This window comes from Bacillus sp. SIMBA_008 (assembly GCF_046535495.1).
GTDB classification, from domain to species: Bacteria; Bacillota; Bacilli; order Bacillales; family Bacillaceae; genus Bacillus; species Bacillus subtilis.
Genome location: NZ_JAWRWL010000005.1, coordinates 124,723 through 149,898 on the forward strand (window position 1 = coordinate 124,723; position 25,176 = coordinate 149,898).

General features: G+C 45.3%; 27 protein-coding genes and 4 riboswitches. Of the genes, 14 read left to right on the forward strand and 13 right to left on the reverse strand.

Features of this window, described 5'->3' with window-relative positions; translation table 11 throughout:
* Positions 1-36 precede the first annotated feature (36 nt).
* Positions 37-237 (forward strand): hypothetical protein, encoded by a 201-nt coding sequence (locus SB658_RS16890; protein WP_038429858.1) that lies wholly within the window; start codon positions 37-39, stop codon positions 235-237.
* A gap of 13 nt (positions 238-250) precedes the next feature.
* On the opposite strand, the gene SB658_RS16895 is transcribed toward SB658_RS16890, so the two are convergent.
* The 3 genes from SB658_RS16895 to SB658_RS16905 all read right to left on the reverse strand — a co-directional run bounded on the left by SB658_RS16895 (position 251) and on the right by SB658_RS16905 (position 3,308).
* Positions 251-1,090, reverse strand: coding sequence for a polysaccharide deacetylase family protein (locus SB658_RS16895; protein WP_144500455.1), 840 nt, complete (start codon positions 1,088-1,090; stop codon positions 251-253).
* Positions 1,091-1,196: 106 nt separating this feature from the next.
* Positions 1,197-2,294: a maltodextrin ABC transporter ATP-binding protein MsmX gene (msmX, locus tag SB658_RS16900; RefSeq protein ID WP_003242648.1), complete on the reverse strand. Its 1,098-nt coding sequence runs from the start codon at positions 2,292-2,294 to the stop codon at positions 1,197-1,199.
* Positions 2,295-2,414: 120 nt separating this feature from the next.
* The gene (locus tag SB658_RS16905) at positions 2,415-3,308 is read right to left on the reverse strand and encodes a PucR family transcriptional regulator (RefSeq protein WP_038429859.1); all 894 of its coding nucleotides are present in this window, start codon (positions 3,306-3,308) and stop codon (positions 2,415-2,417) included.
* Positions 3,309-3,491: 183 nt separating this feature from the next.
* Here SB658_RS16905 and SB658_RS16910 point away from each other — a divergent pair, with 183 nt between their 5' ends.
* Entirely contained in the window at positions 3,492-4,949 is a 1,458-nt protein-coding gene (locus tag SB658_RS16910) for an aldehyde dehydrogenase family protein (protein WP_038429860.1), read from the forward strand.
* Between the two features lie 41 nt (positions 4,950-4,990).
* On the opposite strand, the gene SB658_RS16915 is transcribed toward SB658_RS16910, so the two are convergent.
* A complete protein-coding gene (locus SB658_RS16915) occupies positions 4,991-5,827 on the reverse strand; it encodes a YitT family protein (RefSeq protein WP_003242615.1) in 837 nt (278 codons plus the stop codon).
* A 76-nt stretch (positions 5,828-5,903) separates the two neighbouring features.
* Positions 5,904-6,006: riboswitch (guanidine-I (ykkC/yxkD leader) on the reverse strand.
* Positions 6,007-6,394: 388 nt separating this feature from the next.
* On the opposite strand from SB658_RS16915, the gene SB658_RS16920 reads away from it, so the two are divergent.
* A complete protein-coding gene (locus SB658_RS16920) occupies positions 6,395-6,937 on the forward strand; it encodes a DUF4352 domain-containing protein (RefSeq protein ID WP_003227255.1) in 543 nt (180 codons plus the stop codon).
* A gap of 71 nt (positions 6,938-7,008) precedes the next feature.
* On the opposite strand, the gene galE is transcribed toward SB658_RS16920, so the two are convergent.
* Together galE and SB658_RS16930 are read right to left on the reverse strand one after the other, a co-directional pair.
* Complete coding sequence (gene galE / locus SB658_RS16925) at positions 7,009-8,028, reverse strand: UDP-glucose 4-epimerase GalE (RefSeq protein WP_003227253.1); 1,020 nt, start codon at positions 8,026-8,028, stop codon at positions 7,009-7,011.
* Positions 8,029-8,141: 113 nt separating this feature from the next.
* Positions 8,142-8,648: a YbhB/YbcL family Raf kinase inhibitor-like protein gene (locus SB658_RS16930; RefSeq protein WP_003227251.1), complete on the reverse strand. Its 507-nt coding sequence runs from the start codon at positions 8,646-8,648 to the stop codon at positions 8,142-8,144.
* A gap of 129 nt (positions 8,649-8,777) precedes the next feature.
* Between SB658_RS16930 and SB658_RS16935 the strand changes: the two genes are divergently transcribed.
* The 10 genes from SB658_RS16935 (at position 8,778) to SB658_RS16980 (ending at position 17,549) form a co-directional block, all read left to right on the forward strand.
* Positions 8,778-9,653: a LysR family transcriptional regulator gene (locus SB658_RS16935; protein WP_029726185.1), complete on the forward strand. Its 876-nt coding sequence runs from the start codon at positions 8,778-8,780 to the stop codon at positions 9,651-9,653.
* A 78-nt stretch (positions 9,654-9,731) separates the two neighbouring features.
* A complete protein-coding gene (locus SB658_RS16940; RefSeq protein ID WP_015714958.1) occupies positions 9,732-10,205 on the forward strand; it encodes a DUF1453 family protein in 474 nt (157 codons plus the stop codon).
* Positions 10,206-10,222: 17 nt separating this feature from the next.
* On the forward strand, positions 10,223-11,443 hold the full coding sequence (yxjM, locus tag SB658_RS16945; RefSeq protein WP_129138213.1) for a two-component system sensor histidine kinase YxjM: 1,221 nt from the start codon (positions 10,223-10,225) through the stop codon (positions 11,441-11,443).
* On the forward strand, positions 11,430-12,086 hold the full coding sequence (yxjL, locus tag SB658_RS16950; protein WP_410601981.1) for a two-component system response regulator YxJL: 657 nt from the start codon (positions 11,430-11,432) through the stop codon (positions 12,084-12,086). Before yxjM ends, yxjL begins: the two co-directional genes overlap by 14 nt.
* Before the next feature lie 49 nt (positions 12,087-12,135).
* Complete coding sequence (gene pepT / locus SB658_RS16955; RefSeq protein ID WP_046161014.1) at positions 12,136-13,368, forward strand: peptidase T; 1,233 nt, start codon at positions 12,136-12,138, stop codon at positions 13,366-13,368.
* A gap of 105 nt (positions 13,369-13,473) precedes the next feature.
* Positions 13,474-13,602 (forward strand): hypothetical protein, encoded by a 129-nt coding sequence (locus SB658_RS16960; RefSeq protein ID WP_003227241.1) that lies wholly within the window; start codon positions 13,474-13,476, stop codon positions 13,600-13,602.
* Between the two features lie 289 nt (positions 13,603-13,891).
* Positions 13,892-14,155 (forward strand): hypothetical protein, encoded by a 264-nt coding sequence (locus tag SB658_RS16965; RefSeq protein WP_072173222.1) that lies wholly within the window; start codon positions 13,892-13,894, stop codon positions 14,153-14,155.
* 128 nt (positions 14,156-14,283) lie between these two features.
* A complete protein-coding gene (locus SB658_RS16970) occupies positions 14,284-14,772 on the forward strand; it encodes an LURP-one-related/scramblase family protein (RefSeq protein ID WP_106073246.1) in 489 nt (162 codons plus the stop codon).
* Positions 14,773-14,837: 65 nt separating this feature from the next.
* A riboswitch (SAM riboswitch) is annotated at positions 14,838-14,944 on the forward strand.
* An 82-nt stretch (positions 14,945-15,026) separates the two neighbouring features.
* Positions 15,027-16,160, forward strand: coding sequence for a 5-methyltetrahydropteroyltriglutamate--homocysteine S-methyltransferase (locus SB658_RS16975; protein ID WP_033882904.1), 1,134 nt, complete (start codon positions 15,027-15,029; stop codon positions 16,158-16,160).
* Between the two features lie 68 nt (positions 16,161-16,228).
* A riboswitch (SAM riboswitch) is annotated at positions 16,229-16,335 on the forward strand.
* A 77-nt stretch (positions 16,336-16,412) separates the two neighbouring features.
* The gene (locus SB658_RS16980; protein WP_144500454.1) at positions 16,413-17,549 is read left to right on the forward strand and encodes a 5-methyltetrahydropteroyltriglutamate--homocysteine S-methyltransferase; all 1,137 of its coding nucleotides are present in this window, start codon (positions 16,413-16,415) and stop codon (positions 17,547-17,549) included.
* Positions 17,550-17,600: 51 nt separating this feature from the next.
* Here SB658_RS16980 and SB658_RS16985 read toward each other — a convergent pair whose 3' ends face one another.
* The 5 genes from SB658_RS16985 to SB658_RS17005 form a co-directional block, all read right to left on the reverse strand.
* Entirely contained in the window at positions 17,601-18,374 is a 774-nt protein-coding gene (locus SB658_RS16985; protein ID WP_029318623.1) for a 3-hydroxybutyrate dehydrogenase, read from the reverse strand.
* 16 nt (positions 18,375-18,390) lie between these two features.
* Positions 18,391-19,041, reverse strand: a complete 651-nt coding sequence (locus SB658_RS16990; RefSeq protein WP_003243049.1) for a CoA transferase subunit B — start codon at positions 19,039-19,041, stop codon at positions 18,391-18,393.
* Positions 19,038-19,754, reverse strand: a complete 717-nt coding sequence (locus SB658_RS16995; protein WP_106073245.1) for a CoA transferase subunit A — start codon at positions 19,752-19,754, stop codon at positions 19,038-19,040. Before SB658_RS16995 ends, SB658_RS16990 begins: the two co-directional genes overlap by 4 nt.
* A gap of 23 nt (positions 19,755-19,777) precedes the next feature.
* Positions 19,778-21,196 carry a GntP family permease gene (locus SB658_RS17000; protein WP_160221906.1) on the reverse strand — a complete coding sequence of 473 codons (1,419 nt, stop codon included), beginning with the start codon at positions 21,194-21,196 and terminating at the stop codon, positions 19,778-19,780.
* Positions 21,197-21,349: 153 nt separating this feature from the next.
* Positions 21,350-22,198 carry a methyltransferase domain-containing protein gene (locus SB658_RS17005; RefSeq protein ID WP_015250893.1) on the reverse strand — a complete coding sequence of 283 codons (849 nt, stop codon included), beginning with the start codon at positions 22,196-22,198 and terminating at the stop codon, positions 21,350-21,352.
* A gap of 386 nt (positions 22,199-22,584) precedes the next feature.
* Positions 22,585-22,686, forward strand: a riboswitch (purine riboswitch).
* Between the two features lie 127 nt (positions 22,687-22,813).
* On the opposite strand from SB658_RS17005, the gene SB658_RS17010 reads away from it, so the two are divergent.
* On the forward strand, positions 22,814-24,007 hold the full coding sequence (locus SB658_RS17010; RefSeq protein ID WP_014478419.1) for a NupC/NupG family nucleoside CNT transporter: 1,194 nt from the start codon (positions 22,814-22,816) through the stop codon (positions 24,005-24,007).
* A 41-nt stretch (positions 24,008-24,048) separates the two neighbouring features.
* Here the strand turns inward: SB658_RS17010 and SB658_RS17015 are convergent, their stop codons facing one another.
* Both SB658_RS17015 and SB658_RS17020 read right to left on the reverse strand, forming a co-directional pair.
* Positions 24,049-24,720 carry a DUF3298 and DUF4163 domain-containing protein gene (locus SB658_RS17015; protein ID WP_144500452.1) on the reverse strand — a complete coding sequence of 224 codons (672 nt, stop codon included), beginning with the start codon at positions 24,718-24,720 and terminating at the stop codon, positions 24,049-24,051.
* Positions 24,721-24,864: 144 nt separating this feature from the next.
* Complete coding sequence (locus SB658_RS17020; RefSeq protein ID WP_014478421.1) at positions 24,865-25,155, reverse strand: hypothetical protein; 291 nt, start codon at positions 25,153-25,155, stop codon at positions 24,865-24,867.
* Positions 25,156-25,176 lie beyond the last annotated feature (21 nt).

A 25,176-nucleotide genomic window follows, 5' to 3' on the forward strand; every position in this document is an offset into this window, starting at 1 on the left:
TATAACAGATATGGCGAAAAAAGGGAGTGACGCGAAGTGATTGTGATCATCTTATTGTTTATATCTATTATAGTTTTTCTTTCAGTCATTCAGCCGCAGCCATCGGAAAATAAAAGCCGCCAGCAGGCGGACAGCGGGTATTTCGGTTATTCAGATCATAGCTCACACCATGATGGATGCAGCAGTGACGGAGGTTTCAGCGATTCCGGCTGTGGCGGCGGAGGGGGCGGCGATTAAACGCCGCCTTTTTTTATTTCATTGATTCGATGTACGCACCAAAAGCCGAGCCTGACATGCCTGGGGACACGCGCACACGATGGAGGGCATACATTCCCTGGTCTCTCGAAGCCGCGCCCGGTTCTGTCGTCACGCCCATTTGATAGCCTGTTTTTTCAGCGGCCTTCAGCGTCTCCTCATTGTAGCGCCCTACCGGATAGCTGATGATGGTGGTTTGCTGATGAAACATGTTGTCGAACAGCTTTTTCGAATCAGCCATCTCACTTTGCTGCTGTTGAGGCGTTAATCCGTTCAGCTCAAGGTGGTCAATCGTATGGCTTTCAATCGATATGCCGTGCTGTGCCATTTCCTTCATTTGTTCCTCTGTCAGATGGTGCTTATGTCCGATCGATTTGCCGATCATAAAAATCGTTGCCTTCATCCCGTACTTTTTCAGCACCGGATACGCATCTTGATAATTGTCGGTGTACCCGTCATCAAATGTGATCAGCACGCACTTCTCACTCGGTTTTTTATCCTGCGTCAGCATGAGAGATGCCTCTTTCGGCGTTAATGTCTGATAGCCGTTATCATGAAACCACTTCATATGCGCCTCGAATTCTTTCTTTGGCACACGGAGGCTGTTTCCTGAAGAAATGCTGTGGTACATCAAAATCGGCAGCTTTGCCGGTTTCTCTGTTTTGATCCATGCGGATGTATCGTCTTCTTTTTTCTGAACTTGTACTGCCTTTTTTTCCGGTTTCTTTTGTTCCGCTTTTGGCATCGGCTGCTCTGCATTCGCCTCTTGATCAGCGCAAGCCGCAAGAGCCAAACAGCTGCCCAAAAGAAAGATGCTTAAAAACAATCGTTTCATCGTTCTCCTGCTTTCTGTCTATTTCTTCCTCCTTTTTCATCGGTTTGATTCTGAGATTTTCAATAGCAAAAAACCGGACATGTCTCCATGTCCGGTTTTTTTGATCCTATCGAATTCTCACTTCTGTCTCACTGTCAAAGAAATGGCCTTTATTCATATCAAATGCAACCGTCAGCTCATCGCCCGATTGAATATCGAGGCGGGCGTCGATCCGCGCAATAAAGTCTTGGTTGTCTATCTGCGAATAAATCATAATTTCAGAACCGAGCAGCTCTGCAACATTGATTTTCGCCTTAATCGAAGAGTTCTTATATGATTCCACGACAATCAATTCATCATGTATATCCTCAGGACGGATGCCGAAGATGACCTCTTTGCCGATGTAGCCTTTTTCACGCAGCACTTTCATTTTTCCTTCCGGGACGGTTAATGCCGCAGAACCGATTTTGATTAAGCCATCCGTGAGCTTTCCTTTGAAAAAATTCATCGCCGGTGATCCGATAAACCCGCCGACAAAGACGTTTTCAGGGAATTCATATACATCCTTCGGCGTCCCGATCTGCTGAATTTTCCCATCTTTCATGACTACAATCCGTGTCGCCATTGTCAGCGCTTCTGTCTGGTCATGCGTCACATAAATCGTTGTAGTCTGCAATCTCTGGTGGAGCTTAATGATTTCCGCCCGCATTTGCACCCTCAGCTTCGCGTCCAGGTTTGACAAAGGCTCATCCATCAGGAACACCTTTGCATCCCGCACGATTGCCCGGCCCAGCGCAACCCGCTGTCTCTGTCCGCCTGACAGCGCTTTCGGTTTACGGTGCAAATATTCCTCAAGCCCGAGAATTTTAGCGGCTTCTTCGACTCTTTTTTTGATTTCAGGCTTCGGCATTTTCCGAAGCTTGAGCCCGAACGCGATATTATCGTAGACCGTCATATGCGGATAAAGCGCGTAGTTCTGAAATACCATCGCGATATCCCTGTCCTTTGGCGCTACATCATTGACCCGTTTTCCTTCAATATAAAAATCACCTTTCGAAATTTCTTCAAGTCCTGCGACCATTCGCAGCGTCGTTGATTTCCCGCAGCCGGACGGGCCGACGAATACGATAAATTCCTTATCGGCAATATGAAGGTTAAAGTCATCAACCGCCGGTTCCTTCTGATCATAAAATTTATAAATGTGCTCCATCCGCAATTCAGCCATCTAACATCCCCCTTTGTTATTGTAAACGCTTTCTTATATTGAGTGTAACAGCAATTCCCTCTCGCTAAAATGGGCAGCGTTCATAAAATCACCCAGCCATTTTTCGTGCATATTTCCAATTTATTCTGAACTTTCATTTTGCAGGCAGATAAAATAGGCAAGAAGCGCGCCTTTGTACGATTTGATATCTATCCCTGACCGCTCAATAAATTTATCAATCCGATATTGCAGGCTGTTGCGATGCAGATGCAGCTTTTTCGCTGTTAATGTGACGTTTGAGTTGTTTTCAATAAACAGCTTAATGGTCTTCCTTAGCTCAGATTCACTTCCAAATAAAAGCTCAGCTTCTTCAGAGAGCAGTGTTTCCAGTTTTTCTTTTTCTGTTTCTAATAATAGAAAAGGAAAGATCATCTCAAAGGTCACACTCTGCACCTGAGGCAGCCGTTTTTCAGCAAACAGGAAATACGCCTGTTCACGAGCATAATGTTTTCGCAGACACTCATCCGGCTCGTAAAATCTTCCGGCGTAAAAACGGACACTGAAGTAGAAATCACTTTCAAGAACTTTTGCGAGCGATTCCAGTTCGCCCTTCTTCGCCGCCGCTTCACTTTCCTGCTCGACAATCACGCCTCTGTCCTCATGAATCCACACAATCACAAAAGACACCGGCCAAAAATGGCGAACCGCTTCTGTAAAGGACGTCCTTTCTATTTTGCCGAATAAATGAAAGTGAACAAATCTCGTCCGTTTCTTTATGTACGCCGGCAATTCCCCTCTGGAAAAAAGGAACGAAAACCACTTGTTTTCCTCAGGTGATTTCATAGACAGTTGATTGCCCTCATCCGCAGGCGTCAAAAATGATTGCAGCACCAATACTTCTTTTTCACTGATCTCTGTTTTCGGAATGGAGATATATCTCTGATTGCTCTCATCAAAAAAACATAGACAGCCTTCCCTTATGCAAAGCTCCTCAGACACAATCGAACCGGGATAAATAGCCAGCAGCGATTTCATAGAGTCTCCTCTCTTATGTAAGGATCTGTATATTCAGTATAAGGCGAAACACACATGTTCTCCACTAAAAAAGAGTATATCCGGTATAGATAGACGAGAAACTGAAAGGGAAACCTCATTCGTTTACATATTGGCTTCAGCGGAAATAGAAGAGGATATGCAGGACCAAAGGAGGGCCATCTTATGAGTTTCGAAACGTTAAACAAAAGTTTTATCAACGGAAAATGGACTGAGGGAGAAAGCGGACGTACGGAGGACATTTTGAATCCGTATGACCAGTCTGTGATCACAGCAGCATCTTTGGCAACGGGCAAACAGCTGGAGGATGCGTTTGACATTGCACAGAAAGCCCAAAAAGAGTGGACCAAGAGCACAACGGAAGACCGAAAAGCCGTCCTGCAAAAAGCGCGCGGCTATTTACAGGAAAACCGTGAAGACATCATTATGATGATCGCCCGCGAAACTGGCGGAACGATCATTAAATCAACAATCGAGCTGGAACAAACGATTGCGATTTTAGATGAAGCCATGACGTATACTGGTGAGTTAGGCGGCGTCAAAGAGGTGCCATCCGACATTGAAGGGAAAACCAATAAGATTTACCGCCTTCCGCTAGGTGTCATTTCATCGATTTCTCCATTTAATTTTCCAATGAATTTATCTATGAGATCCATTGCGCCCGCAATTGCGCTGGGTAACAGTGTTGTTCACAAGCCTGATATCCAAACTGCTATTTCCGGCGGGACCATCATTGCGAAAGCGTTTGAACACGCCGGCCTTCCTGCGGGTGTCCTCAACGTCATGCTGACGGATGTAAAGGAAATCGGGGACGGCATGCTCACCAATCCAATCCCGAGATTAATCAGCTTTACGGGATCAACAGCAGTCGGGCGCCACATCGGTGAAATCGCCGGGCGTGCCTTCAAACGAATGGCACTTGAGCTCGGCGGCAACAATCCATTTGCCGTTCTTTCAGATGCGGATGTCGATCGTGCTGTGGATGCCGCGATTTTCGGAAAATTTATTCACCAGGGACAAATCTGTATGATTATCAACAGGATCATCGTTCATCAAGATGTGTACGATGAGTTTGTAGAAAAGTTCACCTCCCGTGTCAAACAGCTTCCGTACGGCGATCAAACCGATCCAAAAACCGTTGTCGGCCCGCTGATCAACGAGCGCCAAATCGAGAAAGCACTGGAGATCATTGAGCAGGCAAAGGCAGACGGCATAGAGCTTGCGGTTGAAGGAAAACGCGTCGGAAACGTGCTGACGCCGTACGTCTTTGTCGGTGCGGACAACAACAGCAAAATTGCCCAAACGGAGCTGTTTGCCCCAATCGCGACCATTATTAAAGCTGGCAGCGACCAGGAAGCGATTGACATGGCAAATGATACCGAATACGGCCTCAGCTCTGCGGTTTTCACTTCTGATTTAGAAAAAGGCGAAAAGTTCGCCCTGCAAATTGACAGCGGCATGACCCATGTCAACGACCAGTCCGTCAATGATTCGCCGAATATTGCCTTTGGCGGAAACAAAGCAAGCGGTGTCGGCCGCTTTGGCAACCCATGGGTAGTAGAGGAATTTACCGTGACGAAATGGATTTCGATACAGAAGCAATACCGCAAATATCCGTTCTAAATGAAAAAATCCCTCTGCTTCAAGTACAGAGGGATTTTTCTTTATTTAGATATATCCACAAACCCTTCGCCAAACACATCGCGTACGTCATGAACGATCACAAACGCTTTTTTGTCGCAGCTTCTAATGATTTTTTTCAGCATAGACAGCTCCTGTTTGTTAATGACGATATACAAAATCTCTTTTGATTGGCCCGTATAATTTCCCTTCCCTGATAAAATCGTCACGCCCCGATCCATCAAGGTATTTACCTGCTCTGCAATCTCACTCTTATTTTCTGAAATGACCGTAATGGCTTTTTTCGTATTCAAACCTTCAATAATGAAGTCCATCACTTTGGTACCGATATACAGCATCACGATCGTAAACATCATTTTTTCTGCACCAATAATAAAATAAGAGCTAAATACTACGATTAAATCAAAAAACAAGAGTGCATAGCTGATATTCCAGTCTAAATATTTATTAGCAATTCTGGCCAGAATCGCGGAACCAGCCGTCGTCCCGCCGACCCGGATAATCATGCCGATCCCGACTCCCGCAAATACACCTGCGAAAATCGTATTAATGATCAATTCATCAGACGGAATGCTCCACCCATGTGTCAGATGAAGAAAAAGCGAATTTGCCGCAACCGCAATGATCGTATAAACCGTTGTTTTTCCATCCAGAAACTTGTAGCCGATTAAAAGCAAAAACGCATTTAAGATAAAGTTCGTGACACCAGGAGACCATTGAAACAGATAATACAATATCAGCGTAATCCCAGTGACTCCGCCTTCCCCAAGATCATTGGGAATCGCAAATAAATTAACCGCAAGCGCGAAGAAAAAAGCGCCAATCACAAGCATAAGTACATCCAGCATTCTCTTTTTCATCACGAAAACACTCCTTCTCATTGTTCTGTTCTAGCAAATAAAAAAACCCAGGAGAACGCTCTCGAAAAAGAGCAGAAACTCCTGGGCTTTTATCCCACCGTGTCATAACAGCCAAGCTGCTATGTGTTTTCTCTCGGTCACAGTCCAATTTGCATTGCGGAACCCTAGAAAACCACTGTTTTTATCATATCCTTTTCACTTTCCAATATTAGCATTATAAGGGACGGTTCGAATTGGTTCAAGGGGTATTTGCGGAGTTTTCATCAGATAAGCTGGAAGAAAAAACGATTTATCTATTAAAAAAGAACAGATATAACCGATAAGAAAAAAAGCATATATTTTACAAGTAAATTTAACTATAAATGATAATAATTATGAGAAATTCATAATTTTATATTGACTAAGTGAAATAATATAGGCATTATAGTACATATGTTTCGTACATTTTATTACATAGGAGGAAATATAATGGCAGGAAAACTAGTACCCTGTAAAGCTTGCGGTCAAGAAATTGCAAAGGGTGTAAAAAAATGTCCTAACTGCGGTAAGGATCAACGTAACTTTTTTATGCGACATAAAATCATTACGTTTATTCTCGCAGTTGTTGTCATCATTATTATCGGTAATATGATTGGCGGCGGAGGCGGTTCAGAAGCCACTTCCAAAACATCAAGCGGAAGCAAAGCAGAAACTGAAAAAACATACAATATCGGTGATACTGTAAAAACTGAAAAAACTGAAGTGACAGTTACGAAGGTAGAGGACAGAGATACTGTCGGTACTCAATATGTTGAAAAGAAAGCATCTGATGGTGGTACAATTGTAGCTGTTCAATATACAATTAAAAACGTATCTAAAAAGCCAATAAGTTCTTTTTCAATTCCAACTGTTAAATTAGTTGATGCTGATGGTACTTCTTATGATTCTGATATTGATGCTTCTGTAAACTATGCAACTGAGACAAAAGTTGATAACTCTAAAATTTTGAGTGATCTAAATCCTAATATTAAAGTAACAGGTGTAAAAGCATTTGAAGTTGACAAGGAAGCTTATGCAAAAGGCACTTGGAAACTAAAATTCAGTAATGATGTTATTGTGAAAATCAAATAACAGCTAACAAGGGTGCCTGTTCAGGCACCCTTGTTCTTTAAAGGCCTTCTCTATTGAGAAGGCCTCCATTCTTATTCCGCACTCTTATACCCATTCACATTAGAAGACTGCCATCTCCAGGAATCAGCGCACATTTCCTCAAGGCCGCGTTTCGCTTCCCAGCCCAGTTCCCGCTTGGCTTTCGCAGGATCTGCAAAGCATGTGGCGATGTCTCCCGGACGGCGGTCCGCAAAACGGTACGGAACCTCTTTCCCTGACACTTTTTCAAAGGCTTTGACCATTTCAAGCACGCTGTAGCCTGTGCCTGTTCCAAGGTTGTATGCATCGGCTCCTGTAGAGTTCAATACTTTTTCCAACGCCTTAACGTGGCCTTCTGCGAGATCAACGACGTGAATATAATCGCGTACGCCTGTCCCGTCTTTTGTCGGATAGTCATTTCCGAATACGTTTAATTGCTCGAGCTTCCCGACTGCTACCTGTGCCACATACGGCATAAGGTTATTAGGGATTCCGTTCGGGTCTTCACCGATCCGTCCGCTTGGATGCGCGCCGAACGGGTTAAAGTAACGAAGCAGCGCAACGCTCCACTCATTGTCGGCTGTATGCAAATCACGCAATATTTGTTCAAGCATGAGCTTCGTCTGCCCATAAGGATTTGTCGCGCCTAATGGAAAGTCCTCCGTAATCGGCGATGTTTCCGGAACGCCGTACACTGTCGCAGATGAACTGAATACGATTTTCTTGACGCCGAATTTCTCCATGGCCTCGCATAAAATAAACGTTCCTGTCAGATTGTTATGATAATATTTGAGCGGAATCGCCACAGATTCACCGACTGCTTTTAACCCAGCAAAATGAATCACAGCTTCGATTTCATTTTCAGCAAAAACCGCATCTACCGCTTCCCGGTCCAATAAATCTGCTTCGTAGAACGTTAAATCTTTTCCCGTAATCTCCTTGACACGGTTCAGCGCCTCAGCCGAACTGTTGGACAGATTATCAAGAACAACAATCTCGTAGCCGCTGTTCAATAATTCAACACATGTGTGGCTGCCAATGTACCCGGCACCGCCAGTAACAAGTATTGCCATGATGTAACCCTCCTAAAAAATGACCTGTTTTCATTATATAGTGTTTAAAACCGGTCCACATCCATTTTTAAGAAGTTTAATCGTTTATTAATAGTTTTTTCATATTTTTTAGCTTAAACCCTTGCCAGCAATTCGATAGAGGCTTCAGCAAGAATGTGCTCTTTCATTTCTTGATAGAGCTCGTTCAAGTAAAAGCCCGGCTGAAGATTCAGCTCAGCATCTAAAGCATAGACCTTCAATGTATACGCATGATCCTTGTCAGGCGGTGTCGGCCCGCAATACTGGTGAATCACCTTTGGATCGTTGCTTCCCGCAAGCGGTGAAGCAAAGCTGTTTTGCCCTTGTATCATCAAGTCCTGTCTTTCCTCACTCGCATGTTCAGGAAGCTCTCCGATGTAAGCCGGAATGTTAGCCGCTGTCCAGTGAATCCAGCTGAATCCGCATACGGGAATGGCGTCATGATCGATGAAAGTAAGTGCGAGCGTCTTTGCTCCGGACGGGATGTCATCAAAATGAATCGGAAAGGAGACAAATGGGTTTCCTTCTCTCTTATATTTTTCATTCGCGTATTTTGAATACTTGTCATGTAAATATGGATTTGCTTCTACGTATATGTTCATATGAATCCCTCTCTCTATTTTCTCGTTCTATAGGTATACTAAACGAATGGATGTATAATCAGTGATAAACAAATGCGCATGTAAACTTAACAATTTGTTATGGATAACTTGCAGTGAAGGAGATATTTCATGGATTTAAAATGGCTGCAAACCTTTATTGCCGCAGCGGAATCAGAGAGCTTCAGGGAGGCGGCTGAGCATCTGTATCTCACACAGCCTGCCGTTTCTCAGCATATGAGGAAATTGGAAGATGAACTGGGCATGCGGCTGTTTTTGCATAGCGGAAGACGAGTCGTACTGACTGACGAAGGCAGGCTCTTTTTGCCTTATGCCAAAGAAATGATCCATGTTTACCAAGCTGGAAAGCAGAAAGTCAGCCAATGGAAACAGGGGTACAGCCGATCACTCACGCTGGCCGTACACCCCTACATTGCGTCCTATATCTTGCCTCGATTTCTGCCAGCCTATATCCAAAAACATCCGCATGTCGAGCTTTCAACTCATGTGGCTGGATCTGACGCTATTAAACAAGCGGTGGAACACAATGAAGCTGATATTGGTTTGTCGCGGAAAGACCCGAACACCAACACTCTTTATTATCAGCATATATGCGAAGGTACGCTTTGCCTGGCGGCTCCTTTCCAAGAAAGCAGGCCGGATGCTGCATCCGTCTTAACCCGCTATCGGCTGCTAACGCATGATCATCCGTCATATGGGGATGCCTTTTTAGATAACATCCGATCACATTACCCGTATCTTCAAATGATGGCTGTCGGGCAGACGGATACGGCTGTCCACATGATGAAAGCGGGAATGGGGGCATCTTTCCTCCCTACCTACATTATCAAACAGGAAGAAGCCGAAAAAAAGCTGATGGCTGTAAGCACGCCTGCACATCTAGAAATGCCTGCGTCCCAAACGTTTATGATGTGGAAAAGAAACAGCGAAGACATTCAGCATTTTCACGCCATGTTACATGACTTTATGCAGCGTGAACAAGTATAGCAGCTGAAAAATCAATCTGCCGGTTGACGTTTTTCTTTCCCTTTTTCGCTATGCTTAATGCAGAAAGGATTTGATGACATGGCGATGAGCCCATATATTTTTATTGTATTGATTCTTATTATTTTATCGATGTACCGAGAGAGAGCTGTCAGACCCGGGAAGTTGCTGATCATTCCGCTGCTGCTCTTATGGGGCGTATCAGCATCGTTTCAGCCGGCGTATTTTCATTCCGTATTACATGTGGCGATCAGCGGCATTTTATTATTAATCGGGCTGGCCTGCGGGTTTGGCATTGGGAAGATGGTAAATGTGCGGATTCACCCGGAAACCGGAAAGGTCACTTCACGCGGCTCACTTGGGAGTGTTATCCTCATTCTAGTGATACTTTCTTTGCGCATGGCCGCGAGAACATGGCTGCCTGAGAGCAACGAGATGTTTATTGCCATTATTCATTCTATGTTCTTCGTTCCCCTCGGCACCATCACAGCCCGCAACATCATGCTTTACAAAGCATACAGACGGCTGACCGCCGGCAAAGTATCCATTCCATAACCGAAAGAAGGACCAGCATGAACGGACAAACTCCGGCTCGGCACTACTACAAGAAGCTTGTGCCGAGCCTTATTCTCATTTTGAATTGCATACAATTTTTATCTCATCCAACTAAGGCTGATCCCATTTTGTTAGCATTTGTATTTGCGGTATACTTAGCATTCATTTGGATCATTCCCTATGTGGCATCCACTGCTGTTAGTTTGAGCATATTCATCGGGCTTTGGCTCCTGACCGATTTCTTTTGGGCTGTTTCCGGCCAAGAGCAGAGTGCCGCCTATTTTTTGATTGTATTTTTAATGATATATGCCGCCTTTAGACTCCCTTCACGGCTATCCTTGATCTTCACAGCATGTTTAATTGGAGGCAACATATTCCTCCTATCCTCACATGGAGGAAGCTTGGAAACCATCATTAGCAACATCTCGATCATGATCGGACTCTACGTCTTCTTCTCCTCCATGCGTTTCAGACGAGAAGCGAGAAAGGAGGCTGAACGGAATCATGCTGAATTGGCAAAAATGCATGTGCAGCTGGAGCATGCTCATAAAGAACTCCAGAAAGCACATGCAGAGCTGCAGGAGGCTTCTGTTCTTTCATTAAGGTACGCGGTCCTTGAGGAGCGTACAAGAATTGCCCGCGACATTCATGACAGCATCGGTCACGAGCTGACTTCTGTTATTGTTCAGCTTCAATCCCTTCCCTATATCCTTAAAAGCAGCAAGGAGGATTCAGAAAAAGTCATTCAAAATGTACTGAGTGTCGCCAGGGAGTGTCTTCAAGAAGTGCGGTCTGTCGTTCACCAAATGGGCCGTAGTGAATCGATGGTGGGGCTTACCGCTTTGCGGGGGCTCATTCATCAAGTGGAGGAACGGAGCGGCTTGCACGTTTCTTTAGATACTGCCGGACTGTCAGAAGAGTCTTGGCCTCCAAACGTGAGCGAAACGATCTACCGCATCTTGCAGGAAGCGCTGACCAATATCATTCGTCACGCTGACGCTTCTCATGCGGCGGCCGTCATTTCTAATGACAAGTCCCATCTCTATGTCACAATCACCGACGACGGACAATTCACCGGCATCCTTACTTATGGATTTGGCCTGACAGGAATGAAAGAGCGCGCAGAAAAAGCAGGCGGTTCCCTTACTTTCAGTGCCGTACAGCCGAGCGGCCTGAAAATTGAGCTGTCATTGCCGCTCATGACAACGAATAAGGAGCAAAAAGATGAACAAAGATAACATACGCGTCGCGCTTGCCGATGATCAGCCGCTTGTGCGTGAAGGCTTCCGCTACGTCATCAACGCACAGACGGATATGACGGTTTCTGGCGAGGCCGGCGACGGTCACGATATTATAGCACTCGCAAAACAAACAAAACCCGATGTCATCCTCATGGATGTCCAGATGCCGCGTTGCTCAGGCATCGAAGCGGCGAAAGACATTATGTCCGCACTTCCAAATACAAAGATAGTCATTTTAACCACCTTTGACACGGAAGAATACGTATTTGAAGGCATCCGTGCGGGCGCAGTCGGCTATCTGCTGAAGGATACACTTCCTGAGGAGTTGGTAGATGCGATTCGCGCTGCGGCGAGAGGCGAGGCGATTTTCCGTACAGTCACAGCTGCTAAAATTATCAGTGAGACATTTCGAGCGAAGCAACAGCCTCATGCAGAAGAACTGGCAGAGCCGTTCACCAAAAGAGAGCTTGAGGTTCTTCAGCAAATGGCCTACGGACTGAGAAATGAGGATATTGCTGAAAAGCTTTTCGTCAGTGAAAGCACTGTGAAAACCCACGTGCACCGCATCCTGCAAAAATGCAATGCCCAAGACCGGACACAGGCAGTCGTATTTGCCATTCGAAACGGTATTGTGCAATAGAAATCTCTCATCCCGCCATGCTAAAATAAGACAAAGGAGATGATTGGAAATGAAAGAAGAAATCATTGAACGGTTTACTACATATGTAAAAGTCGACACACAGTCCGATGAATCCGTTGACACGTGTCCTTCCACACCCGGCCAATTGACATTAGGAAACATGCTCGTTGATGAATTGAAGTCCATCGGCATGCAGGATGCAGCCATTGATGAAAACGGCTATGTCATGGCAACTCTTCCCTCCAATACTGAAAAAGACGTGCCGACAATCGGCTTTCTCGCTCACGTCGACACCGCTACAGACTTTACCGGCAAAAACGTGAATCCGCAAATCATCGAAAGCTATGATGGAAAAGACATCGTTCTTAACGAAAAGCTGCAGGTCACCCTGTCACCTGATCAATTCCCTGAGCTGTCTGGCTATAAGGGCCATACACTCATCACCACAGACGGCACCACCCTTCTCGGCGCAGACAATAAGGCCGGTATCGCTGAAATTATGACAGCCATGGATTACCTCATCAAACACCCTGAAATCAAGCACGGCACAATCAGAGTCGCCTTTACGCCTGATGAAGAAATCGGAAGAGGGCCGCACAAATTTGATGTGAAACGGTTCAATGCTTCCTTTGCCTACACGGTTGACGGCGGGCCGCTCGGCGAGCTTGAATATGAAAGCTTCAATGCCGCTGCCGCAAAAATTACGATTAAAGGCAACAACGTACATCCCGGAACAGCTAAAGGAAAAATGATCAACTCTGCGAAAATCGCGATGAAGCTGAACAGCCTGCTGCCGGCAGACGAAGCGCCTGAATATACGGAAGGCTATGAAGGCTTCTACCACCTGCTGTCGATTCAAGGAGACGTAGAGGAAACAAAGCTCCACTACATTATTAGAGACTTTGACAAAGAGAATTTCCAAAACAGAAAAGAAACAATGAAGCGTGTCGTTGAAGAACTTCAAAACGAATACGGGCAAGACAGGATTCTGCTGGATATGAACGACCAATACTACAACATGAGAGAGAAAATTGAACCTGTCATCGAAATCGTCAACATTGCCAAGCAAGCGATGGAAAACCTCGGCATCGAACCGAAGATTTCTCCCATCCGCGGCGGCACCGACGGATCGCAGCTGTCCTACATGGGGCTTCCGACGCCAAACATCTTTACAGGCGGGGAAAATTTCCACGGCAAATTTGAATACATCTCAGTTGACAACATGGTCAAAGCCGTAAATGTCATCGTTGAGATTGCAAAGCAGTTTGAAGCGCAAGCATAGTGCCAAAAAACCAGTCCAAAAAAGGACTGGCTTTTTTGTGTGAAAATGAAACATTTTAAACACGTCCTCCGTAAAACAAGTATTAACAAATGAGGAGGAAAAACAATGACAAAACATGCAATCGCTGCCAAGAGTCTCTTGAAAAAATGGATCATTTCCAGGCCGCTTAACATGCAAAAGAAATCCAGCCCATTTCAAAAAATCAGAAAAATGTTCAAGCGCTTCTTCAAATAAAACATTCAAATCCCCTAAATACAATCCGTATTCACCCGTACCGCCCAAATGCTCCGTAATTTGGGTTTTTTGTGTTCAATTCCGCAAAATAGGGTATAAACCAAACAAGCAAGAAAACAGCACCCAAAAACAGGTAATTAGAATTACGTAAACTTAGGTTAAAAGTTATATAAAGGAAATTATTTTATCGTCGATAGTAACTATAGAACCAATCATCAACAAGAGCAAACAGCGTGATTCAAGACTATTTTCAGGTCATCAGGTTATACTGTTTTAGAGGGACAGTTTCTTGTTATTTATTGATTTAGAATTTTTTGAATACTTTTTGACTTTTTATCCGTACAATAGAGAGTACCAAAACTTTTTTTGGGAGGTATGTAATATGATCCTATTTATTATCATCGCATTATGCGGCTATCTTCTTTTTTCTTTCAGCAAGGACAATCGCCGCAAACCGCAAAAGACAAGCCCTCTGCCAGCAGCCGCACCTCATCACAACAACCTAATCGACCTTGACGCCATCCGCCAAAAACGTCGGATGCACCTTTCCTAATTCTATATTTCAAACGAAAAGGCTGCTGAATCACGCAGCCTTTTAAAATTGTTTTGATTTAGAGCCTGAAACCTTTTCGCCACCTATCCGTAATTTCATACAAGGCAAATCCAAAGGAGACTTCAGCAATGATCGAGTTATTTATGAAACAAAAAATGTTCTCATTTAAAGATGCATTTCACATTTATAACCGGGATGAACAAGAAACATTCAAGGTGGAGGGGCGTTTTTTTTCGTTAGGAGACTCATTACAAATGACAGACTCATCCGGGAAAACGCTCGTTTCCATAGAACAAAAACTAATGTCTTTATTGCCGCGCTATGAGATTTCAATTGGCGGGAAAACAGTTTGTGAGGTAACGAAGAAAGTAACGTTTTTCAAACCGAAATTTGTGATTTCCGGGCTTAACTGGGAAATCGATGGTGATTTATGGAGGGATGAATTCCAGCTGACGGACGGGGAAAATGTCCGGATGTCAGTGAGCAAAAAGTGGCTCAGCTGGGGTGATTCCTATCACTTGCAGATTGCAAACGAGGAAGATGTTCTGATTTGCACTGCCATCGCTATCGTGCTTGATATGGTTTTATATAACGATGAAGATGAAGGTATTTTCTAAAAAGCATTGACAATTGATCCAAAAGTAATAATATTAAGATAATTGAAATCTGAATATGAAGTTGTACCTTATCAAGAGAGGTGGAGGGACTGGCCCTATGATACCCGGCAACCGCTGTTTCAAACAGAATGGTGCTAAATCCTTAAGAACATTGCGTTCTTGCAGATGAGGCGGAGATTTGATCGTTCAAGCTCTTCCTTACACAAAGGAAGAGCTTTTTACATGCTCATTATTTCAGAAAAGAGGCGAATAACATGGCTCAACAAACGAATGTTGCAGGACAAAAAACAGAAAAACAACGCAAAGCACCTTTCCGCGCCGATCATGTCGGCAGCTTGCTTCGTTCCGTTCCGGTAAAGGAAGCCCGGCAAAAAAAAGCGGCTGGTGAGATGACAGCGGAACAGCTTCGTGATATCGAAAATCAAGAGATCACCCGCATCGTGGAAAAACAAAAAGAAATCGGTCTCGATGTGGTAACAGACGGGGAATTCCGGCGTTCCTGGTGGCATTATGACTTCCTGGAAGGGCTTGACGGTGTGGAACCGTTCATCCCGGCTGAGGGGATTCAGTTCCATAACACAAAAACGAAAGCGCGCAGCATCAAAGTGACGGGAAAACTCGATTTTACGAGCCACCCAGCGCTCGCTGATTATCAATTTTTACATGAGATTGCCGGTAACGCGACGCCAAAATTGACCATTCCCAGCCCAAATATGCTGTTTTTTGGCGAAAAGGCGGATAAAGGCATTTATGACGATCAAGAGAAATACTTTCATGATCTGGCCCAAGCGTACAAAAAAGCAATCAAAGCCTTCTATGATGCTGGCTGCCGTTATCTCCAGCTTGATGATACGTCATGGTCTCTCTTCTTTGAGGAAAAAGGCAGAGAGGTTGTCCGGGCGCTCGGCGGCGATCCAGAAACATTGCCTGCCTTGTTTGCCAAAACGATTAACGATGCAGTGGCAGACCGGCCTGGCGATTTAACGATCACAATGCACATTTGCCGCGGCAACTTCCGCTCAACCTGGGCGGCATCAGGAGGGTACGACGCTGTAGCGGAAACGATTTTGGACGGCTTAAACCTTGACGGCCTTTTCTTGGAATACGATGATGACCGCTCCGGAAACTTTGATCCGCTCCGTTTTGTGAAGCGCAAGGATCTGCAAATTGTGCTCGGCTTGATCACATCGAAATACGGCGAGCTTGAAAATCCTGAGGATGTGAAACGCCGTATCAATGAAGCCGCGCGTTTTGTCAGCTTGGACCAGCTATGCCTGAGCCCGCAGTGCGGTTTCGCCTCTACAGAAGAAGGCAACCTTCTGACAGAGGAGCAGCAATGGGCAAAGCTTCGCCATGTCATCGACATTGCCAACGATGTGTGGAGATAATCTATCATTGACAGAAATAGAAAATGTGTGAATAATAGATACTATCAGAAAATTTCATAAAAAGGTTTTCCTTATCAAGAGAGGTGGAGGGACTGGCCCTGCGATACCCGGCAACCGCTGTTTAACAGAATGGTGCTAAATCCTTTAGAGCAATGATTGCTCTTGAAGATAAGGTTGAGATTGTCACGCAAGCTCTTCCTTATCCAAAGGAAGAGCTTTTTTACATTTGAATGGAAAGAAGGAATGGACAACATGTCACAACAAACAACACCCGCAGAACAAAAATCACTTCAAAGAAAAAAACCGCCGTTTCGCGCGGATCAAGTCGGAAGCCTGTTGAGATCTGAGCCCGTTAAAAAAGCGCGGCTGCAAAAAGCGGCCGGCGATATTACGGCTGAGCAGCTTCGCCAGATCGAAAACGATGAAATTATCCGCATTGTGGAAAAACAGAAGGAAACCGGCCTGAACGTCGTGACAGACGGTGAATTTCGCAGAGCATGGTGGCACTTTGATTTCCTGGAGAACCTGGATGGCGTTGAGCCGTTTACTCCTGAGCAAGGCATTCAATTCCATAACGTACAAACAAAAGCACGCGGCATTAAAGTCACAGGCGATATCGACTTTTCAACTCACCCAATGCTTGAAGATTATTCATTTCTCCATAGCATTGCCGGTGACGCGACGCCAAAGATGACGATTCCAAGCCCGAATATGCTGTTTTTCCGCGGAAAACTGGAAAAGGATACGTATAAAAAAGATTATCACCTTTTCCAGCATGATGTATCCAAAGCATATAAAAAAGCGATTCAAGCGTTTTATGACAGAGGCTGCCGCTACCTCCAGCTTGATGATACAGCGTGGGCCGTTTTCTTATCTGAAAAAGGCTTAAAACAAATCGAAGCGTTCGGAACAACGCCTGACGAGCTTCGCCAGCTGTTTGCGAAATCGATTAACGACGCGATTGCAGACCGCCCGGATGACTTGACGGTAACCATGCATATTTGCCGCGGCAACTTCCAGTCCACTTGGACAGCGGAAGGCGGATATGACGCAGCAGCCGAAACCATTTTTGACGGCTTGAATCTTGACGGACTTTTCTTAGAGTATGATGATTCACGCTCAGGCGGATTTGAGCCGCTCCGTTACGTAAAACGGTCTGATCTTCAGCTTGTTCTTGGCTTAGTGACATCTAAATTCGGTGAGCTTGAAAATCCGGACGACGTGAAACGCCGTATCGAAGAAGCGTCCCGTTATGTAAGCTTAGACCAGCTTTGCCTCAGCCCTCAATGCGGATTCGCTTCAACTGAGGAAGGCAATAAGCTGACTGAAGAACAGCAATGGGCGAAGCTCCGCCATGTGGTTGAGATCGCTAATGATGTTTGGAAATAAGCAAAGAAAAAACACACTTGATTCCCTAGCGGAGCAAGTGTGTTTTTTATGTCATTGTGCGGTGTAGCCCCCATCAAGGACGACAGCCTGCCCAGTGACGCCCTTCGCCTTCTCGCTTGCCAAAAACACGGCATAATCCGCAATTTCCTTGACAGAAAGCAGTCGCTTTTGCGGCACAAGCGGAAAAATGACTTGTTCAAGTACAGAGTCGTAAGGGACATTTCTAGTTTTCGATAGATCGCTAAGCTGATTGCGTACAAGCTGGGTATCGACATAACCCGGACAGAGCGCATTGACTGTTATGCCGTGGGGCGCGCCTTCCAGCGCCCCTACTTTTGTGAGTCCAATGACGCCGTGCTTGGCGCTATTATAAGCGGATTTCCCTGCAAAGCCCACTAATCCATTAACAGACGCAATATTAATGATTCTGCCAAACTGCTGTTTTTTCATGATCGGAAAAACATGCTTCATTGCAATAAAGGGAGCCGTCAGCATGACCTTGATCAGCTGTTCAAAGGTGTCTGTCGGAAACTCTTCAATCGGAGCGACGTGCTGAATACCGGCATTGTTCACCAGAATATCCAAGCGGCCGTATCGTTTTTGGATGACGTTCACCGTATCAGCAACTTGCGCTTCCTTTGTCACATCATACGGAATGGCCGCCGCGTCAAAGCCTTCTTCTGCAAGCTTGGAGGCTGCTTGTTCACATGCTTCCGGACGGAGGTCTGAAACGATGACGCTAGCGCCTTCACGGGCGAATTCTCTTGCCATTTCGAATCCGATTCCGCCGGCAGCCCCTGTCACCAAAGCGACTTGTTTTCTCATGTCAAACACCTTCCCATTAAGAATTGAGTACAGATTGGCTTACAGCGAAATCAGCTTCTGTTTTTTCATAAACCTCTTCAATTGTGACACCATCCTGAAGCTCCGTCAGTGTCATGCGGCCGTTCACAAAATCAAATACAGCCAAATCCGTAATCAGCCTGTGTACGACTTTCTGGCCTGTCAGCGGAAGGGAGCATGTTTTTTTCACCTTTGATTCACCATGCTTATTGACGTGCTCCATGATGACAACGATTCGTTTCGCCCCGTTGACGAGATCCATGGCGCCGCCCATCCCTTTTACCATTTTGCCCGGGATCATCCAATTGGCCAAATCCCCCTGCTCCGAAACCTCCATTCCGCCGAGAATAGCCAAATCGATATGCCCGCCTCTTATCATCGCGAATGACTCAGCGCTGTCAAAATAAGAGGCGCCGGTCACTTCAGTGATCGTTTCCTTTCCCGCATTGATCAAATCCGCGTCTTCCGTTCCTTCCAGAGGATAGGGGCCAATTCCGAGCAAGCCGTTTTCCGACTGAAGCATGACGTGAACGCCGTCGGGTATCTCATTTGCGACAAGCGTCGGCATTCCAATCCCGAGATTCACATTCATGCCGTCCTTGATTTCTTGTACAGCCCGTTTGACCATTCGTTTTCTCGCTTCCTTCACTTGGCCTCACCCTTTCCCGATGCTTGCTGAACTGTTCGTTTTTCAATCCGTTTTTCATGGCTCGCGCCAAGCACGACATGCTGTACGTAAATTCCCGGCGTATGGATGTGATCTGGATTGAGCTCTCCTGCTTCCACGATTTCTTCCGCCTCGGCAATCGTGATCTTGCCTGCCATGGCGGCAATGGGATTGAAATTTCTCGCCGTTTTCCTAAAAACCAAATTGCCCATGGTGTCCGCTTTCCACGCTTTGACAATCGCCACATCGCCGGTAATGCCTCGCTCCAGCACATAAGTCCGGCCGCCGAATGTTTTATGTTCTTTTCCCTCGGCTATGGAGGTGCCGACGCCTGTCGCCGTATAAAATCCCGGTATGCCTGCACCGCCTGCACGAATTCTCTCAGCGAGCGTTCCTTGGGGAACAAGCTCGACCTCAAGCTCTCCGCTTAAAAACTGCCGCTCAAAAATTTTATTTTCACCGACATAGGAAGCGATCATTTTCTTGATTTGCTTGTTAGCCAGAAGCAAACCAAGCCCCCAGTCATCGACTCCGCAGTTATTGCTGACAACGGTTAAATCCTTTACTCCCTGATCTCTTATAGACAAAATGAGCTGTTCAGGGATGCCGCACAGCCCAAACCCTCCCGCGATCAGCGTATCCCCATCATGAATCAGTTTCGCAGCTTCCTTACTTGATGACAGCACTTTTCCCATATTGATGCCCCTTTCGTTTTCTTCTACACTAGACCAGTCAGGCTGTAAATCGCGATCACAGCAAATACGGCAGCCGTTTTAATGAGCGTGATCGCAAAAATATCGCGATAGGATTGCCGGTGGGTCAAACCCGTCACGGCCAGAAGCGTAATAACGGCGCCATTATGCGGCAGTGTATCCATCCCGCCTGATGCCATTGAAATGACCCGATGCATCACCTCTGGCGGAATATTGTAAGCCTGAATCGCCTGTAAGTATTGTTCTGACATCGCGCTTAACGCAATGCCCATTCCTCCTGAAGCCGAGCCGGTGATTCCCGCCAGCGCAGTTGTCGTAACGGCGCCATTTACAAGCGGATCGGTAAAAGTATGTGAAATTCCGCTGCTCAGCTTATGAAACCCCGGCAGCGCGGCGATAATGCCGCCGAACCCGTACTCGGCACCCGTATTCATAGATGCCAGCAAGGCGCCGCCAATCCCTTCATTCAGCCCTTCCTTCAATTGGGCAAACACACTTCTCCAATCAAATAAAATCGTTGTGATGATGCCAATCACTAAAGCAATCTCCACCGACCAAATAGCAGCTGCTGAAGAAATATCAAGCCTGCCGAACTCCTTTAATCCTATGGAAGAAAAATCAAATCCATTCGGATACCACTTTGGCAGGTAAATGGTGAAATATTTATTCACTGCACCGACGAGAATAAGCGGGACAAAGGCAAGCGCGTGCCGAATCGGGCTTTTGTCCGGTTCAGCCGCGGACTCAATCGATTCAGGAGCAGGAGCATTCTGCGAATCAAAACCGCCATAGCCTTCGCCAGATGCCTGCGCTTTTTTCCGCCTTGATTCCAAATAGAGCATCCCAGCTACCAGCACAATCACTGCGCCCATCAAGCCCAGCCAAGGGGCGGCATAAATGTCTGTTTTGAAAAACGACGTCGGAATGACATTTTGGATTTGCGGCGTTCCCGGAAGTGCGTCCATCGTAAACGTAAAAGCCCCTAAAGCAATCGTTCCCGGGATGAGGCGTTTCGGTATATTTGCTTCTTGGAACATGTTTTTCGCAAAAGGATATACGGCAAATACGACAACAAACAGGCTGACACCGCTGTACGTCAAGACAGCACCCATCAGCACAATGGCAAGTATCGCTCTTTTTGCCCCGACAAGCCGGACAATTGTTTTCGCGATTGATGCCGCAAGCCCGGCCATTTCAACGATCTTTCCAAAAATGGCACCGAGCAAAAACACTGGGAAATACAGCTTAATAAAACCCGCCATCTTCTCCATAAAAATTGATGAAAAAAAAGGAAGCACATGGCTTGGATCTGTCAGGAGCACCGCGAATAACGCGCAAATCGGCGCAAACAATATGACAGAAAATCCCCGATACGCCGTAAACATCAGCAAACCTAACGCCAATAGAATGATGATCAGTTCCACACACACATCCCCCGTTTCCGCGAACTAGAAAGCGTTTACAAAAACCTGTCCGCATCGGCTGTTTCCGTCCCCTTTCCATATGTACGAGAAGCGTGGGCCAACTATTCCGATTAAAAAAGGAAAGCTCCTTTTTTCGGAGCTTTCCTCTGCCATTCATTTCATTCCTATTAGGATATCAACATCAACCGTAATATCGGCTGATTTCATCTCTTTCAGGAGGCTGACTCGATCTTTCGGCGCCGACCAGGCAAGCGGCGTCATCTTGAGAAGCCAGTGGATCGCCTGCTGGTCAAGCGTTTTAACATAGCGCAGCCTGAAAGGACGGCTGTGTGCTGCATTTGCTGTAAAACGCTCAACAGCTGCCGCATTGGAATACGTGCGCCTTGGTGAATCATTATATAAAAATTGCCTTAATTCTATTAAATAGTCGCTTCGCGGCACTACTTTTACGAGCATGCCATCATTCTTCAGCAGTCTATGAAACTCTGCATAATTGGACGGCGAAAAAATAGACAGAACAACATCAAATTGGCGATCATGAAAAGGAGCATGCGCCACATCGGCAACCGCCCACATCTGATCTTTGAATGCCTTAGAAGCTTTTAAGATCCCATCCTTCGAAAGATCTATGCCGGATCCTATCGCTGCTTTCCCTGCATAATCAAACCCGCAAAGCGCATTCAAATGAGAACCCTCACCGCAACCGCTGTCCAGGATGGTGAATGCCTCATGACCAGATTTGGGATGACTGATGAGTTCTGCAATCGCATCATGGAGCGGGTCAAAAAAACCACATTCTCCAATCAGCCTGCTCCTCGCTTCAAAAAGCTCAGCACCGTAACTGGTTTTGACCGGCTTCGTCAGAAAGTTCACGTAGCCGTGCCGAGATAGATCAAATGTATGTCCTCGTTCTGTACAAATCAAGCTTTTCCCTGATGCCGCATCCATAGAAGAATCGCAGAGCGGGCATCGAAACATGCTGAAATCAACTGTTCGCTTCATGATAAAAAACACCCCATTCATTCATTTTTAGTTAAATGAAAAAGGCATAGACAAATAAACCTAGGCCTATCTCAAAAATTGGCCAGGTCTGGCAGTTTGTCTACACCTGTCATTATCTATAACGAATGAATTGGATAATCATGAAAAAAACTCCCTTTCTGCTGTATGGGTTTCCCCATTTCCATCATACAACAAATCTCCAGGAGCTAGAACCTTATAGTGAAGAAAAATCAGTACTGACATGCTGGTATCCCGCCAACATCATATCAGCATAGCAATCCAGCATGTTTTTCCTTTATTTTCTCATTTCAGAATATAAATTTTATTATTGTGAAAATAGTTAAAAAGGTTGATTTTCAAAAAGTGAAAGGATAAAATACTGCTATCATCTTAGAAAAAGACATTCTTGTATATGATCAGTAATATGGTCTGATTGTTTCTACCTAGTAACCGTAAAAAACTAGACTACAAGAAAGTTTGAATAAATTTGAACGAGTTGAAAAGGACAAGTTCTTTTCTGTTTGCTCTTATTTTTCACACTTTCTGCACTTCCAGAATTTGTGAAGGATAAGAGCTTTTTTTGTTTCCATAATAACCCTCATAGGAGTTGCTATCATGTACTTTTTACTAAACCTTGTCGGTCTCATTGTGATTATGGCAGTTGTATTCCTATGTTCTCCGCAGAAAAAGAAAATCAAGTGGCGCCCGATCATGACGTTAATTGTTCTGGAATTGCTGATTACTTGGTTTATGCTGGGAACAAAAGTCGGAAGCTGGGCTATCGGTAAAATCGGTGATTTCTTCACTTGGCTGATTGCTTGCGCCAGTGACGGTATCGCGTTTGCCTTTCCGTCAGTAATGGCGAATGAAACAGTAGACTTTTTCTTTAGTGCGCTTCTTCCAATTATCTTTATCGTCACATTCTTTGATATTTTAACGTATTTCGGCATTTTGCCTTGGCTGATTGATAAAATCGGATGGGTGATTTCAAAGGCTTCCCGCTTGCCGAAATTAGAAAGCTTTTTCTCTATTCAAATGATGTTCCTGGGAAATACCGAAGCACTTGCGGTTATTCGCCAGCAGCTAACGGTTTTAAGCAACAACCGCCTGCTCACATTCGGCTTAATGAGCATGAGCAGCATCAGCGGCTCCATTATCGGATCTTATCTGTCAATGGTGCCTGCGACATACGTGTTTACAGCCATTCCTTTGAACTGCTTAAACGCGCTGATTATCGCAAACCTGCTGAATCCTGTTCACGTGCCGGAGGATGAAGATATCATCTATACACCGCCTAAAGAAGAGAAGAAAGACTTTTTCTCTACGATTTCTAACAGTATGCTTGTCGGCATGAACATGGTTATCGTTATTTTGGCAATGGTGATCGGATATGTCGCATTAACGTCAGCAGTTAATGGCATTCTTGGCGTTTTCGTACACGGCCTGACCATCCAGACGATTTTTGCTTATCTGTTCAGTCCGTTCGCATTCCTGCTTGGACTGCCAGTGCACGATGCGATGTATGTTGCTCAGCTGATGGGCATGAAATTAGCAACGAACGAGTTTGTTGCGATGCTTGACTTGAAAAACAATCTCAAATCCCTTCCGCCTCACACCGTTGCGGTGGCGACGACATTCCTGACGTCCTTTGCAAACTTCAGTACGGTCGGCATGATTTACGGCACGTACAATTCGATCCTTGACGGAGAAAAGTCAACGGTCATCGGGAGAAACGTGTGGAAGCTCCTCGTCAGCGGAATTGCGGTATCTTTATTAAGTGCTGCGATTGTCGGCCTGTTTGTGTGGTAGAAACATTGAGCCATATCCCTTTTCGGATATGGCTCTTTTCATTATTGATAAATAGAGGCTGGCACCTGCACATTCCGGATTCCCGCTGCATAAGGCCCCAAGTCATACTGGCCGAAGACGATGGCGATCCCGTTTGCCGTAAAGTAAAACATTGTGTCTTTGTTTAGGGTTATATCCTCTTTCTTTACATCAGGGAAAAACAGCTCATCGTGTTTTTTGATATAGCTATATAGGTAATCTCTCGTTTTGCTGACTTTTGTTTTGGTGTTCAGAATCTGATCCAGCGTCACCCGCTTTTGTGCTTTCAAGTCATAGTTGAAGGACTGGACAGACGTTAAACCGTGGGCGCCCCCTGAATAGATATAATTGAGTGTTTGAATGCTGAGCTTGCCTGCCGCATTGTATTTGACGCTGAAGGATGTTTGATATTCCGTTTTAAAGCCCTGCTGTTCGCCTGCTTTTTTGTTTTTCAGATATTCCTGATACGATTGTTCAATGTAGGCTTTCAGCTCTTGATTGATTTTCTTTTCAAACGCGGCATTCCCGACGTGATGCACTTGTGGATACGTTAACTCCTTGATCTTTTTGTACGTATGGGTGCTGACAGTCGGTGTTTTCGCTTGAACTGCTTTTAAAGATGGGGCCGCATATGCAACTACGGAAAAAAGCAAGACTGCAATCCCCGCTGCTTTCAGCATGTTATTCCATTTCATACGATCTCCTCCTTCGATGTCGTTGTTTAACATTCCCTTATTTAAGCAATACACACTTTTATAGACTGATTAAATCGAAAGAAGTTTCTAGGTCTAACAGCATGATTTTTCCAATAAAAAAAGAGACACAGGATGTCTCTTTTTTTACTGTTTGCGCCCAGAAATCGCTTCATGAACGGCCTGTGCCAAATCTGTATTTCCGAACATCTCTAATACCGCAATGACAGTCTGGTCCGGAATGTGCTCTGCTTCGTGCTTTGGCACGACCAGATCGTCCATGGTTTTTTTCAAGCTTTCATTCAGCTTTTGCTGCGGATACGCTTTGGCGTACAGCTCCATCGGATCAAGATCATGGTTCACGCACCATTGGGCAAACACCAAAATCATCATATTTTCATCGCGTTCGTAAGCTTCAGCGAGCTGTTTTTCGTTCATTTGTCATGCTCCTTATGAAAA